Here is a 14813-nt window from a genome sequence, read left to right as displayed (position 1 = left end):
TTCGTCGAGGCCGGCAAGCGCTCGTGCTTCGACGCGTTCGCCAAGGCGTCCCCGTGCGTGCTGGAGCCGATGGTGAAGCTCGACATCACCGTGCCGGCGCAGTCGCAGGGCGACGTCGCGGGCGACCTCTGCGCGATCGCGAAGGTGGAGGAGCTGCACTTCGACGCCGTGCTGCACGATGCCGCGGAGGACTCGCACATCCACCTGAAGCCGCTGGAGTTCCCGGTGCCGGTGCACGGCCTGGCGATCACGCCCAAGCGGCGCGGCGACGAACAGCGGCTGCACGACATCCTGCAGAAGCTGATCAGCGAGGACCCCTGCCTGAAGATCGAGCACGTGGCCACCACCAACGAGACCATCATCGACGGCCTCGGCGAGCTGCACCTGCGGGTGATGCTCGAGCGGCTGCGCGAGGTCTACCGCTTCGAGGTCGAGACCCGGCCGCCGCGCATCGCCTACCGCGAAACGGTCACCGCGCCGGCCGAAGGCCACCACCGCCACAAGAAGCAGACCGGCGGCGCCGGCCAGTTCGGCGAGGTCTTCCTGCGCGTGGAGCCGCTGCAGCGCGGCGAGGGCTTCCAGTTCGTCGATGCGGTGAAGGGCGGCAGCATCCCGGGCCAGTTCATTCCCGCGGTGGAGAAGGGCGTGCGCCAGGCGCTCGAAGGCGGCGTGCTCGCCGGCTACCCGGTGCACGACCTGCGCGTGACGGTGCACGACGGCAAGCACCACAGCGTGGACTCGAAGGAGATCGCCTTCATCGTCGCCGGCCGCAAGGCCACCATCGACGCGGTGATGAAGGCGCGCCCCATCGTGCTGGAGCCCATCGTCAAGGTGGAGATCACCGCGCAGGAGCAGAACCTCGGCGACATCACCGGCGACCTGGCCTCACGCCGCGGCCAGATCAGCGGCACGCAGACCCTCATCGACGGGACCATCGTCGTGCGCGGCGAGGCGCCGCTGGCCGAGCTGTCGGCCTACCAGACGCAGCTCAACGGGCTGACGGGTGGCGAGGGCCGCTTCACGCTGGAGCTGAGCCACTACGACCCGGTGCCGCCGAATCAGCAGGCGGCGTTGGCGAACCAGTTCAAGCCGCGCGATGAGGAGTGAGGGGCGTGCGGGCTGTCCTGAGAGGCCGGGCCGCGCAGAGGAAATCGTCACGCATCGGGCGCGCGCGTGAGCAGGGCCTTGCGGACTGCGAAGGCAATGGGCATGCCAAACAACAGCATGTGGGACAAGAGATCGAGCGTGGTCGCAAGCGGCTTGAAGCTCACCGGGTAAGGAAAGGCCGAGAGCGGCAAGACCACGAGCCGCATGACGAGAAAGACGACGACCCCGAATGCGATGCCCGATGCGATGGGGTGGAGTGCCAGCGCGTGAACCAGCTTGGCCGCTGCGAGAAACACGCCGGCCCACAGAAGCGACATGCCGAAGTGCAATGCCAGCCCCAGCGCAGCGACGGGGATGCCTCCACCGAAGGCTGCGGAGCCCAGCAATCCGCTGGCGACGGTTTGCAGCAAGCGAACGGGCGTGGCCCCGTTGTACGCCGCGAACGAGATGGCAAAGATGATGTCCAGCAGGCCCGCGAGCGAACCGCCCAGCAACACGGCAATGAAGGGCGTCATGGGTGGCAGCAGGTGGGTGGTGGGGTTGGTTGCGGAGCTTCCAGGCCTCCGATGAAAGGGTGACCCGTTCACCCCCGATTCCTCGGGTGGTTCTTTGCGGCTCGCTCGTTCCCGTGCTTGTAGTTTCCCGTGAGGCGGGCCATGAGTTGTTGCGCTTCTCCGAACGTGCCTGACTCCATTTCGGCGACGAACTCCTGTGCCGCAGCGCCTCGCAAGCTGGCTGCGAGGCGGCCGCGGTGAAGAACCTCCACGTCACCGTTCTTGCGCACCCGGTGAGTGAATCCCAGGTCATCGGCCTGGCCGTCAAGTGGTGTGCCTGGATTCATTCGGCGAAGAAGCTCATTCGGCCGGTGTCCCGGCCATCAGGAGGTGGATCACCAGACGAGTCGCCTCGTCGTGGCGGGGCTTGCACACGCCCGCCAGCCGGTGAACGACTGACCCTCAGAGCTTGCACCCCCGCGCCGGATCGGCCAGTGCCTTCACCGCCACCCCACGCGACTCGTTGTACTTGCCCTTCACCTCGCGCAGGTACATGTCTTGCACCGGGTTGCCGGCGGCCGAGAGCGTGAACTTGCCGCGCGGGCTGTCGACGGTGGTCTTGCGCATGGCGGCGGTGAGCGCGTCGCGTTGGGTGAAGTCGCCCTTCACGGCCGTGAGGCCGGCGCCCAGCAGCTGCGCGGCGTCATACCCTTGCACGGCGTACACGTCGGCATTCGCCTTGTAGGTGATCGCGAAGCTCTTGCGGAAGGCGTTGTTGCGCGGCGTGTCCAGGTTGTCGGCGTAGTGCAGGCCGGTGAGGATGCCTTGCGCCGCCTCGCCCTGCGCCTCGATCGTGCCGTCGGTGAGGAAGCCCGAGGCCACCAGCGGGATGGTCTTGTTGAGGCCGGCGGCCGCGTAGTCCTTGACGAACTTGACGGCACCGCCGCCTGCGAAGAAGGCGAACACCACGTCGGGCTTCTGCGCCGCGATCTCGGTGAGCAGGGCCTGGAACTCGACGTTGGGGAAGGGCAGGGTCAGGTCCTTCAGCACCTTGCCGCCGCCCTTCTCGAAGGCCTCGGTGAAGCCCTTCACCGTCTCGCTGCCGGCGGCGTAGTTCCAGGTGATGGTCATGGCGCGCTTGTGGCCCTTCTGCGCGGCCACCACGCCGGTGGCATAGCCGGGCTGCCAGTTGCTGAAGGAACTGCGCACGATGCTGGGCGAGCAGAGCGGCCCGGTGATCGCGTCGGCGCCGGCATTGGGCACGATCAGGAGCGTGTTGCTCTCCTTGGCGGCGCGCGCCATCGCGAGGGCCACGCCCGAGTGCACGGTGCCGACCAGCACGTCGACCTGGTCGCGCTTGATCAGCTTGTTGACGTTGTCGGTGGCCTTGGAGGGCTCGGACTCGTCGTCCACCTTGAAGTACTGCAGCTCGCGCCCGCCAAGCTTGCCGCCTTGCTCCTGCACGTAGAGCTTGAAGCCGTTCTCGATCATGTTGCCGAGCGCCGCGTAGGTGCCGGTGTAGGGCAGCATGAAGCCGACCTTGAGCGGCGGCTTGGTCTGCGCCTGGGCCACGGTGGCCAGGCAGAGGCACGCGGCGGCGCAGGCTTTGAGGGGGAGTGAAAACATGGTGCTCCTCACAGAGGCTGGACAACGGGGGGATGGAAAAAAGTCACGCCCACGCAGTGTGCCAGCGGCTTGCCGAGGCTGGGCTGGTGTTCGCCCGGAGGCGGGCTTGGGCCGCTGTTCGCACGCGGCGTGCTTCGGGGGCGCAACTGTCGGGTATTCCTGGCTCAGATCCCGCGCTGCCCGGCCGATAGAGCACGCACCATGGGCGGTGCTTCGCCCGGTGGAGGTACGCATGTTTGCTCGGTTCAGGTCATTCTTCTTCGCGCCCGGCATTGCGGCAATGCAGCATCTGTCGCTGTCGCGCAAGCTCGTCTTGCTGGTGGCACCGCCGCTCGCGGGCGGTGTGCTGCTGGTGCTCTTCGCGCAAAGCCGCTTCGCGCCGCCGGCCGTGGCCGCGGGAGCGGCGCTGTGGGTCTACCTGGTGCTGTGCTTCCACACGAGCCTGAGCGCGTCCATCCGTGCGCTCGACGAGATGATCAAGGCGGTGTGCGCCGGTGACCTGACCCAGTCGCGCGAGCTGAAGGGCCGCGACGAGCTCTCGCACATCGGCCGCGACATGGAGGCCATGACGCGCCGCCTGTCGCACCTCGTGTCCAGCATCCGCAGCGAGGCGCAGCTGGTGGCCATGGCAGGCGACAGCCTGTCTTCAAGCGCCCATGCCTTGCACGACCGCACCGAGGAGCAGGCTCGCAGCCTGGAGCAGACGTCTCACAGCATGGCCTCGCTCGTCGGCGCCGTGCAGGTGAATGCGGCCGACGCGCAGGAGGCCGATGGCCTGGCCGCCCGGGTGCGCGAGGCCGCCGAAGGTGGCAACGCGGTGGTCGAGTCGGCGGTGGCGTCGATGCAGGGGCTGGAGAGGCGCTCCAGCCAGATGACCGACATCATCGGCGTGATCAATGGCATCGCCTTCCAGACCAACATCCTCGCCTTGAACGCGGCGGTCGAGGCGGCACGCGCCGGCGAGGCCGGCCGCGGCTTTGCGGTGGTGGCCTCCGAGGTGCGCACCCTGGCCCAGCGCTGCGCGCAAGCCGCCACCGAGGTGAAGACGCTGATCGAAGGCTCGGCGGCCGAGGTGGGCACGAGCATGGGCCGCATCCGCGATGCCAGCCGCTCGCTTCACACGGTGGTGCAAGGCATCTCCCAGGTGGCCGACAAGGCGCGCGTGATCTCGCAGTCGAGCGCGGCCCAGCGCTCGGGGCTGCAGGGCATGGAGCAGTCGGTGCAGAGCCTGGACGGCATCACGCGCAGCAACGCGCTGATGGTCGACAGCTCGGTGCGCTCGGCCGAGAAGCTGCGCGAGCAGGCACGGCAGCTGTCGTCCGCGGTGATCGCGATGAAGCTGCGCCAGGGCTGCGCCGACGAGGCGCGGGCCCTGGTCGACAAGGCGGTGGCGCTCATCCGCAGCGTGGGCAGCAGCCAGGCGATTGCGAGCTTTCACCGGCGCGACGGCGGCTTTGTCGACCGCGACCTCTTCATCATCGTGCTCGACCGCCGCGGCTACTTCCGCGCCTTCGGCATGGACCCGAGCAAGGCCGACAAGCCCGCCGTGGCCGCACCGGGCGTGAACATCGACGAGCTGAACGCCAAGACCATGGCCTGTGCCGATGCGGGCGGCGGCTGGATCGAGTTCAAGAGCCTGCACCCGCAGACCAAGTTGCCGGTCGACAAGATGGCCTACGTGTTCCCGGCCGACAAGGAACTGATCGTGATGTGCAGCGTGAACAAGGGCGATGGGGCTGCCGTGGCACCGGCCGCCGCCGTGCGCGCGGCATGAAAAAAGGCCCGTGCAGAGCACGGGCCCAACCCCTCGGGAAAACGCTTTACTGGCAGGCGAAGCTGGAAGCCAGTTCGATGTCGCCCGTGCCCTTGTAGCGCGCCACCAGCGGGTAGGGGCACAGCGGGCGGGTGCGGTTGGCCGACCAGCCGGCCGGCAGGTCGGCGTTGACGCCGGCCGGGTTGCCCGCGCCGCGTGCGGTGGCGGTGATGGCCCCGGGGATCGTGCCTTGCTCGACCCACGCCACCAGCGGCGTGAGCATGTCGAACTGGTCGGTGGCGGGGCCGCCCGAGCAGTGGCCCATGCCGGGCCCGCGGTAGAACTTGGCGAAGTTGCCGGTGGCGTCACCGCCGTTGCGGGCGCGCAGGCCGTCGTACCAGGCCTTGGTGTCGTCCACCGAGAAGATCGGGTCGGCCACGCCGTGGTAGACCATGACCTTGGCGCCGCGGTTCTTCAGCGTGGCGAGGTTGGTCGGGTCGGGCGGCGTCATGAAGCTCATGGCCGACTCGGTGTAGGTGGCGTTGGTGGCGGTGATCCAGCCGAGCGCGGTGTCGATGTTCATGCCGAGCGCGAAGGCCGGGCCGTTGAAGCCGGCCACCGGCTCGGGCGGCACCTTCCAGATGATGCCCACGCCACCGGTGTCGAGCGCGACCGGGGCGATGAACTCCCAGAATGGGATGCCGCCGCCGGCGATGCCCGGGTCGTACGGGAAGCTCGCGTAGAACGAGCTGCCGGTGCTGGTGACCGCGCCGCTGAAGATGGGCGCGATGGCGCTCTTCTGCGCGGTCGTGAGGCAGCTGCCGTCGCGCGCGCCGGTGCAGGTGGGCACGTCGTTCTGGAAGTTGAAGGCGGTGCGGCAGGCCTCCACGTCCTGCACGATGCCATCGCTGCTGCCGTCGAGGGCGTCGCACTTGGCGAGGATGGCGGTGGCCACCGTCGTGCGCTCGGCCGCCGTGAAGGCGGTGGAGAGGTCGGCCGGGTTGGTGGCCACGGTGGCGTAGCGCTGCGCGCCGAAGATGTTGGCGATGGCCGCCTTGGGCAGGTTGTAGCCCGGTGCGCCGGCGAGGAAGCCGTCGTACTGCTCGGCCAGGCGGTTCATCGCCACCATGGTGTGGCGCCCGCCGTTGGAGCAGCCGCCGAAGTAGGAGCGGTCCGGTCCCTTGCCGTAGGCGGTGGTGATCAGGCTCTTGGCCATGGGCGTGAGCTTTTGCGCCGCCTGGTAGCCGTAGTCGAGCCGGGCCTGCGGGTCGGCGCCGAAGTTGGGGCCGAGCGAGCCGGCGTGGCCGGCGTCGGAGCTGATCACGGCAAAGCCCATGGCCAGCGCGTTGGTGAGGCCGCCGCCGCCGTTCACGGCGCCGGTGGCGGTGACCACGCTGCCGTCGATGCCGCCGTTGCCCTGGTAGAAGAAGCGCCCGTTCCAGGCGTTGGGCAGGCGCATCTCGAAGCCGATGGCGTAGTTGTTGCCGTCGGTGCCGACGCGCGAATACATCGAGCCGGTGACGCGGCAATGCTGCGGCACCGGCTGCCCGGCCACGGTGAGCGTGCCGGCCGCCACGTCGGTGGTGGCGGTGATGGTGGTGTTGGCCAAGGCCGTGAGCCGGCCGGCGAGGCTGGCGCAGGTGCCCGACAAGGTGCCGGGCGTGGCAGCGCTCAGCTGGGGCAGTGTCTCGTCGTCGTCACCGCCGCAGGCGGTGGCGATCAGCAACAAGGGCAACGACGCGAGGGAGAGCGCGCGGCTGTGTAAACGGGTCCATTTCATCGGGGTGTCTCCGGTTGTGGTGGCTTCCTGACGGCGGCTTTTGGGGTGTCTGATGCATGCGCCTGAATAGTTAATGTAGTTAAGTAGTTTTCGGGCAGAAATCGGGTTATCCCGCTGTGAGCGCGATTTCAAGATGGTTCATCTGGTGCACTTGTGCGTGGCGGCGGGCAGGCGGCAAGCGGCATGCCGCGGCGCGCGACAATCGCCTGATGAGCGCACACACCGACGACCAGACCCCTCTGGCCCGGCTGACCGAGGCCGGCATGCACCACGTCGTGGGCTACCAGCTGGCGCAGGCCGCGATCACCACCACCCAGGTGTTCGCCGAACTGGTGGGTGAGCCCTTCGATCTGCGGCCGGTCGAGTTCACGATGCTCAACCTGATCCACGAGAACCCCGACGTGTCGGCGCGCCAGCTCGCGCGCGCGCTGGCGGTGACGCCGCCCAACATCACGGTGTGGATCGACCGCCTGGAGAAGCGCGGCCTGGTCAAGCGCGAACGCAGCCGCACCGATGCGCGCGCACAGCACATCCGCGCCACGCCGGCGGGCGCCGCGCTGGCGCGCAAGTCACTGGCCAGCGTGCTCGAAGGCGAGCGCCAGGCGCTGGGCGAGCTCAGTGCCGCCGAGCGGGCGATGCTGGTCGAGCTGCTGCACAAGGTGGCGCGCGGCCGCAAGCGCGCGGCGTAGCCGCCCCGGGCCCGCTGGAAACGGCGCGACCCCCGAGTAAAACCGGTATGCGGCCGTCGCCCGCAGGTCTAAGGTGACCTGGCCCGGCCACCCCGGGTTCTCAGTTCGAACAACCCACAAGGTCCGAACGGACCAGAGGAGACAGCACCCATGAAAACCTGGAAGGTTCAGGCCGTTTCAGTGGCCAGTGTGTTGTGGCTGGCCGCGTGTGGCGGCGGCAGTGATGGCAGCGAGAGCGAGCTCAGCGCGCAAGCCAGCTCCGAGAAGGCGCAGGCGATGTCGTCGAACTCTCGCGGGGATGGCGATCGCGATGACCGCGATGACCGCGATGGCGGCGGCGGCTCGGTCGAGCTCAGCGTGCTCTCCAGCCCGCCGCAGTACGTGTCGGGCGGCGACGCACGCATCGCAGTCCGCGCCGCGCCAGGCTTGCGCAACAAGCTGGAGCTGCGGCTCAACGGCCAGCCCGTGCAGGGCGTGCTGTCACCGGTTGACGATGGCCTGGAAGGCGTGATCACCGGCCTGGTCAACGGCCGCAACCTGCTGGAGGTGCGGCACAAGAACGGCCACGTGCGCGACCGCCTCGTGCTCACCAACTACCCCATCACCGGCCCCATCTACTCGGGTCCGCAGCAGCAGCCCTTCGTCTGCACCACCACGCAGGGCGCCGTCGGCCGGCAGCCGCTGGTCGAGTCGGCCGCGCCGCCCGGCTTTCCGGTGTTCGACGCCGGTGGCACCAAGATCGGCTACAGCAAGACCTGCTCGATCGAGACCTTCGTGAGCTACTTCTACCGAAGCACCGGCAACCAGTGGAAGCCGCTGCCCACCGACGGCTCGACACCCGCCGACATGGCGAAGACCACGCTGGCCGACGGCCGCCAGGTCGACTTCATCGTGCGCCAGGAGCGCGGCACCATCAACCGCTTTCTCTACAGCTTCGCGATGCTGGCGCCGCGCGGCGAGAACCCGGCCGCGCCGGACCTGAGCTTGTGGAACAAGCGCCTGCAGTACTGGTTCCAGGGCGGCGTGGCGATCGGCCACACGCAGGGCACGCTGCACAGCGGTTCGATGAACCCCGACATCCTGCGCACCGGCACGGCCATCGTGCATTCGAGCGGCAACAACACCGGCACGCACTACAACCTGCAGCTGGCCGCCGAGACCGCCATGATGACCAAGGAGCGCTTCGTCGAGCGCTACGGCGTGCCGCTCTACACCTACGGCCTGGGCGGCTCGGGCGGCGCGATCCAGCAGTACATCCTGGCGCAGAACCAGCCGGGCATCCTCGACGCCGCCCTGCCGGTGCAGTCCTACCCCGACATGGTCACGCAGACCATCCACGTCGGCGACTGCGAGCTGCTCGAGCACTACATGGACGCCACCGACCGCGCCAACCCGAAGTGGCGCGTCACCAAGAACCGCAGCTGGCTGGTCGGCATGAATGCCGAGGAAGGCTTCGCCAAGGTCAACGACCCGCTGGCGCCGCTGAAGACGGCGCTCGGCTACAGCACGGCGGTGGGCAGCACCGAGTGCGTGCCGGCCTGGCGCGGGCTGACGCCGCTGGCGATGAACCCGTGGTACGGGCAGGCACCCAACCAGCAGCTCTACGAGCCGCAAAGCGACATCGCCGCGATCCGCTGGACGCACTACGACGACCTGCGCAACATCTACGGCGTCGATGCCACAGGCGCAGCCCGCCCGACCTGGGACAACGTGGGCGTGCAGTACGGCCTGCGCTCGCTGAAGGAGGGCAAGATCACGCCCGACGAGTTCCTCGACCTCAACTTCAAGATCGGTGGCTGGAAGCACCCGAGCGAGATGGTGCAGGAAGGCTTCCCGTTCTTCGGCACCTCGCAGGCCGAGATCAACAAGGCGCTCACCATCCCCGGCTACTTCGACCCGTGGAGCGTGCGCAACATGAACCTCAGCCCCGCGCCCGACCAGCCGGCACCGCGCACCCACGGCGACCCCATCGCCATGCGCGCGGCCTACACCTCGGGCATGGTGTTCAGCGGCGACATCCCGCTGCCCACCATCGACCACCGCCAGTACATGGAGCGCGAGCTCGACATGCACAACGTGCACCAGTCGTTCGCGGTGCGCAAGCGCGTGCTGCAGAAGATGGGCAACTCCGACCACCTCGTGATCTGGTTCACCGACACGATGCCCGGCCAGCCCAAGGCCAGCCAGTCGCTGGAGGCGATCGCGGTGATGGATGAGTGGATGGCCAACATCCGCGCCAACCCGAAGAAGGGTGTCGCCGGCAACCGGCCGGCGCGCGCGGTCGACAGCTGCTTCGACGTCTCGGGCCAGCTGATCTACGCCGGCAACGACGCCTGGAACGGCATCCTCGACACGCTGCCGCCGGGCCCGTGCACGCAGCGCTTCCCGATCTACGCCACCTCGCGCATCGTGGCCGGGGCGCCGCTCGAAGGTGGCATCTACCAGTGCGCGCTCAAACCCGTCATGCGGGCGGTGTTCGATGGGACCTACGCGCCGTGGGTGCCCGATGCGGCAGCCATTGCCAAGCTCCAGCAGACCTTCCCGGACGGGGTGTGCGACTACAGCCGGCCCGACCAGGCGCGGCCACGGCCCCACCATCACCACCACCACGGATGATGAAGAAGGGCCTGCACAAGCAGGCCCTTTTCCCTTTCACTTCAGCGGTTTGGCGCGCCGCATCGCCTCGGCCAGCCCGCCCCATCGCTCGCTGAAGAGCCCGGCATCCATCAGCCTGGGTTGGCGCACCACGGGCCTGAACTCCATCTGCGCGAGCACGTCGCGCTCCAGGTCGATGCCGGGTGCAATCTCCACCAGCTCCAGGCCGTCGGGCCCGAGGTGGAACACCGCGCGCTCGGTGACGAACAGCACCTCCTGCTGGCGGCCCACCGACTCGTGGCCGCTGAAGGTGATCTGCTCGACCTGGCGGATGAACTTCTTCACCGCGCCTTCCTTCAGCACGCGGATCTGGCCGTCGCCGATGGCCAGCTCCAGCCCGTCGGCGGTGAAGGTGCCGCAGAACACCAGCTTCTTGGCGCTCTGCGTGATGTTGATGAAGCCGCCGCAGCCCACCGGCCGGCCGCTGAACTTGCTCACGTTGACGTTGCCGCTCGCATCCGCCTGCGCCAGGCCCAGGCAGCTCACGTCGATGCCGCCGCCGTCGTAGAAGTTGAACTGCAGCGGCTGCTCGATGATGGATTCGGCATTGAGCGCGAGCGCAAAGTCGCCGCCCATCTGCGGCACGCCTCCGTTGACGCCGCTCTCCACGCTGAGCTCGAAGGCATCGCCCAGGCCTTCTTCGTTCGCGATGGCCGACACGCCGGCCGGCACGCCGATGCCCAGGTTGACCACGGCGCCCGCGATCAACTCGGCCGCGGCGCGGCGGGCGATCACCTTGCGCGCATCGAGCGGCATGGGCGGCAGGTTCTTCACCGGCACCTTGATGTCGCCGGACAGCGCCGGGTTGTAGGCCGTGGTGATGGTCTGCATGTGGTTCTCGGGCTGGCCGATCACCAGGTGGTCGACCACCAGGCCGGGGATCTTCACCGCCTTGGGGTGCAGCGAGCCGGCCTTGACGATGCGCTCGACCTGCGCGATGACGATGCCGCCGTTGGCCTTGACGGCCTGCGCGATGGAGAGCGTCTCCAGCAGCACGCCCTCCTTGTCCATGCTGATGTTGCCCTTCTCGTCGGCCAGCGTGCCGCGGATCAGCGCCACGTCGATCTTCGGGCTGGGGTAGAACAGCCACTCTTCGCCCGCGAACTGCACCACCTGGTTCAGGCTCTCGGTGGTGGCGGCGTTCATCTTGCCGCCTTCGAGCCGTGGGTCGACGAAGGTGCCCAGGCCGACCTTGGTCAAGAGGCCCGGCGTGCGTGCGGCCACGTACTTGGGCAGGTTGGCCAGCGTGCCCTGCGGGAAGTTGTAGGCCTCCACCTCACCGGCCATCACGCGCTTCATCATGGCCGCGCCGGTCTGGCCGTAGTGTCCGGCCACCATGCGCTTGAGCATGCCGGGGTGGGCGAAGTGCACCATGCCGCCGTCTTTCGCATTGCCGATCGCGCCCGAGGCCCAGGTGGTGAGGTTGCGTGGGTGGCCGGTCTCGAGGAACGCGGCCTCGATGGCCTTGGCGATCTCCTCGGCGAAACCCATCATGGCCAGGCCGCCCAGCCAGACCGTCGAACCATCGGGGATCAGGCCGGCCACGGCCTTGGCGTCTATCAGTTTGCTCATGGTGGAGTGCGTGAAGAAGGTGTCGCGATTGATTATGCAATTGAACTAAATCGGCGTCACCATCAAGGGTAAACACCTAGGCGCCTCTGCAGGGGGAATGTTGCGGATGAGAGGGCGGGCTCCTATGATGGCAACCGACAAAAGTAGTTGTGTTTTTTAACTAATTGAGCCCTGCCTGCAATGAGCACTGACTTCCGACCCGCGACCGGCCTGCTGGCGTCTCTCGATCTGCTGCAGGTGAGCCAGGCCGGCCCCGTGGTGCACATCCGCCTCAACCGGCCGGCCAAGCGCAACGCCATCTCCGACACGCTGATTCAGCAACTGCACACCGCCTTCGTCAACCTGCCCGACGAGGCCCGCGTGGCCATCGTCAGCGGCGAGGGCGACCACTTCTGCGCCGGGCTCGACCTGTCCGAACTCGTGGAGCGCGACGTGGGCGAGGGCGTGCTGCACTCGCGCATGTGGCACGCCGCGTTTGATCAAGTGCAGTTCGGCCGTGTGCCGGTCGTCTGCGTGCTGCATGGCGCGGTGGTGGGTGGCGGCCTGGAGCTGGCGTCGGCCACGCACAGCCGCGTGGCCGAAGACTCGGCCTACTTCGGCCTGCCCGAAGGCCAGCGCGGGCTGTTCGTGGGCGGCGGCGGCTCGGCGCGCATCCCGCGCCTGATGGGCGTGGCCCGCATGGCCGACATGATGCTCACCGGCCGCGTGTACGACGCGCAAGAAGGCCTGGCCGCCGGCCTGGTGCAGTACGTGGTGCCGCAAGGCCAGGGCTTTGCCAAGGGGCTGGAGCTGGCGCTGCGCATCGCGCAGAACGCGCCGCTGTCCAACTACGCCGTCACGCACGCGCTGCCGCGCATCGCCGACCAGTCGCAGGCCGAGGGCCTGTTCACCGAATCGCTGATGGCGGCGGTGGCCGAGAGCACGCCCGAGGCCAAGGACCGGCTGCGCGCCTTCCTGGAGAAGCGCGCGGGCAAGGTGGTGAAGTCGTGAACGGGCCGAGCGCCGGGCCGCCCCAAGCCGGCCCGAATCCCCTGGGGGGATCGGGCGGCGTACTCGCCGACCAAGGGGCTGTCAGATACAGGAAGGCCGCGGTTGGCGGCGCGGTGAGCGCGAGCCTGGAGACGCGCGCCGACGGCATTTGCTTGCTGCGCTCCACCGAGCCGCTGGGCGCCTACCCCGAGCGCATCACCGACCGGCTGGAGCAGTGGGCCCGCGAGGCGCCGGATCGCACATTCGTGGCCAAGCGAATCAACGGCGGCGATTGGCGCCGCATCTCGTACGCCGACATGCTGCAACGCGCCCAGGCCGTGGGCCAGGCGCTGGTGAACCGCGGTCTCTCGGCCGAGCGGCCGGTGGTCATCCTGTCCGACAACGACCTCGAGCACCTCACGCTCGCCATGGGCGCGCTGTGGGCCGGCGTGCCCTACGCCACGCTGTCTTCGGCCTACTCGCTGGTGGCGCAGGACTACGCCAAGCTGCACCACATCATCGACACCCTGCAGCCCGGCCTGGTGTTTGCCAGCCACGGCGCGCCGTATGCGCGCGCACTCGGCGCCTGCGTGGGCACCGATGTCGAGGTGGTGCTGACCGAGGGCGAGCTCGAAGGCCGCGCGACGACGCGCTTCGCGGCCCTGCTCGACACGCCGCCCGCGGCCAGCGGTGCCGCAGCGCACGCGCGCGTCAACGCCGACACCATCGCCAAGTTCATGTTCACCTCGGGCTCGACCAAGGCGCCCAAGGGCGTGGTGACCACGCAGCGCATGTGGTGCAGCAACCTGCAGATGATCCGCCAGTGCATGGCCTTCCTCGGGGAAGAGCCGCCGGTGCTGATCGACTGGCTGCCCTGGAACCACGTGTTCGGCGGCAACCACAACATCGGCATCGCGCTCTACAACGGCGGCACGCTCTACATCGACGACGGCAAGCCCACGCCCAAGGGCATTGGCGAGACGCTGCGCAACCTGCGCGAGATCCAGCCCACGGTCTACTTCAACGTGCCCAAGGGCTTCGACGAGATCGCGGCGGCGATGAGCAGCGACGCGGCCTTGCGCGAATCGGTGTTCAAGCGCGTGCAGGCCTTCATGTGCGGCGGCGCCGGCATCTCGCAGGCCACCTGGAACCTGCTCGATGCGCACGCCGAGGCCACGGTGGGCGAGCGCGTGCGCGTGATCGGCGGGCTGGGCATGACCGAGGCCTCGCCCTCGTGCACCTTCGTGCTCGGCACCGACGCACGCGCCGGCTTCATCGGCCTGCCCTGCCCGGGGGTGGAGGTGAAGCTCGTTCCGCACGGTGACAAGACCGAGGTGCGCTTCCGCGGCCCCAACGTCATGCCCGGCTACTGGCGCGACGCCGAGAACACCGCGCAGGCCTTCGATGAGGAAGGCTTCTACCGCACCGGCGACGCCGTCAACTTCGTCGACCCGGCCGAGCCCACCAAGGGCCTGATGTTCGATGGCCGCATCGCCGAAGACTTCAAGCTCTCCACCGCCACCTTCGTGAGCGTGGGGCCGCTCAAGGCGCGCATCGTGGCGCTCGGCGCGCCGCTGGTGCAGGACACGGTGATCACCGGCCTCAACCGCGACGAGGTGGGCGCGCTGGTCTTCCCGCGCCTGGAAGAGTGCCGCCGCGTGGCGGGCCTGGCCGATGGCGCGTCGGCGAACGACGTGCTGAGCCATCCGCAGGTGCAGGCCTTCTTCCAGTCGCTGGCCGACCAGTTGTGGCTGGGCGGCACGGGCAGCGCCAACCGCGTGGCGCGCCTGCACGTGATGAGCGTGCCGCCGTCCATCGACAAGGGCGAGGTGACGGACAAGGGCTCGATCAACCAGCGCGCGGTGCTCACGCACCGGGCGGCGCTGGTGGAGGCCTTGTATGACGGGAGCGTGGAGAGGTTGGTCCTCCCGCGCGTGAAGTGAACCGGCACGGATGAATGACAGACATGCCAGCACGCCACCACCCGCTCAGCCTGAGGTATCGAAGGCCCGCGCAGGCCGTGCCAGGCTTCGATACCTCAGCCCGAGCGGGTGGTGATGTGCGTGCAGCTAGAGCAAAGGGACCATGAGATGAGCAACACCAAAGGCTTCTTCGGCGGCTTCGACGACATCTGGATCGTCGACGGCCTGCGAACCCCCATGGTCGAC

At 68.6% G+C, this 14813-nt stretch carries 9 protein-coding genes and 1 pseudogene; 6 read left to right on the top strand and 4 right to left on the bottom strand.

The genetic code is table 11. The annotated features are described in order from the left end of the window. Positions 1-1107, top strand: a pseudogene (fusA, locus tag VFL64_RS10555) (elongation factor G); the annotation flags it as partial. 47 nt (positions 1108-1154) lie between these two features. On the opposite strand, the gene VFL64_RS10550 reads toward fusA, so the two are convergent. Then, the gene (locus VFL64_RS10550; RefSeq protein ID WP_489540332.1) at positions 1155-1622 is read right to left on the bottom strand and encodes a hypothetical protein; all 468 of its coding nucleotides are present in this window, start codon (positions 1620-1622) and stop codon (positions 1155-1157) included. A gap of 441 nt (positions 1623-2063) precedes the next feature. Continuing rightward, on the bottom strand, positions 2064-3227 hold the full coding sequence (locus VFL64_RS10545; RefSeq protein WP_489540331.1) for an ABC transporter substrate-binding protein: 1164 nt from the start codon (positions 3225-3227) through the stop codon (positions 2064-2066). Positions 3228-3459: 232 nt separating this feature from the next. Between VFL64_RS10545 and VFL64_RS10540 the strand changes: the two genes are divergently transcribed. Then, complete coding sequence (locus tag VFL64_RS10540) at positions 3460-5001, top strand: methyl-accepting chemotaxis protein (protein WP_489540330.1); 1542 nt, start codon at positions 3460-3462, stop codon at positions 4999-5001. A 46-nt stretch (positions 5002-5047) separates the two neighbouring features. Here the strand turns inward: VFL64_RS10540 and VFL64_RS10535 are convergent, their stop codons facing one another. Continuing rightward, on the bottom strand, positions 5048-6760 hold the full coding sequence (locus VFL64_RS10535) for a tannase/feruloyl esterase family alpha/beta hydrolase (protein ID WP_489540329.1): 1713 nt from the start codon (positions 6758-6760) through the stop codon (positions 5048-5050). A gap of 209 nt (positions 6761-6969) precedes the next feature. Between VFL64_RS10535 and VFL64_RS10530 the strand changes: the two genes are divergently transcribed. Together VFL64_RS10530 and VFL64_RS10525 are read left to right on the top strand one after the other, a co-directional pair. Continuing rightward, complete coding sequence (locus VFL64_RS10530) at positions 6970-7449, top strand: MarR family winged helix-turn-helix transcriptional regulator (RefSeq protein ID WP_489540328.1); 480 nt, start codon at positions 6970-6972, stop codon at positions 7447-7449. Between the two features lie 150 nt (positions 7450-7599). Continuing rightward, positions 7600-10065 (top strand): DUF6351 family protein, encoded by a 2466-nt coding sequence (locus tag VFL64_RS10525; RefSeq protein ID WP_489540327.1) that lies wholly within the window; start codon positions 7600-7602, stop codon positions 10063-10065. A 36-nt stretch (positions 10066-10101) separates the two neighbouring features. Here VFL64_RS10525 and VFL64_RS10520 read toward each other — a convergent pair whose 3' ends face one another. Further along, positions 10102-11676: an acyl CoA:acetate/3-ketoacid CoA transferase gene (locus VFL64_RS10520; protein ID WP_489540326.1), complete on the bottom strand. Its 1575-nt coding sequence runs from the start codon at positions 11674-11676 to the stop codon at positions 10102-10104. A gap of 180 nt (positions 11677-11856) precedes the next feature. Here VFL64_RS10520 and VFL64_RS10515 point away from each other — a divergent pair, with 180 nt between their 5' ends. Together VFL64_RS10515 and VFL64_RS10510 are read left to right on the top strand one after the other, a co-directional pair. Further along, a complete protein-coding gene (locus tag VFL64_RS10515) occupies positions 11857-12666 on the top strand; it encodes a crotonase/enoyl-CoA hydratase family protein (protein WP_489540325.1) in 810 nt (269 codons plus the stop codon). Between the two features lie 113 nt (positions 12667-12779). Further along, the gene (locus VFL64_RS10510) at positions 12780-14588 is read left to right on the top strand and encodes a feruloyl-CoA synthase (RefSeq protein ID WP_489540324.1); all 1809 of its coding nucleotides are present in this window, start codon (positions 12780-12782) and stop codon (positions 14586-14588) included. Positions 14589-14813 lie beyond the last annotated feature (225 nt).

The organism is Rhizobacter sp. (assembly GCF_035702065.1).
GTDB lineage: Bacteria > Pseudomonadota > Gammaproteobacteria > Burkholderiales > Burkholderiaceae_C > Rhizobacter.
The sequence above is the reverse complement of the archived record's forward strand: the minus strand, read 5'-3'. Positions and strand labels throughout refer to the sequence as shown.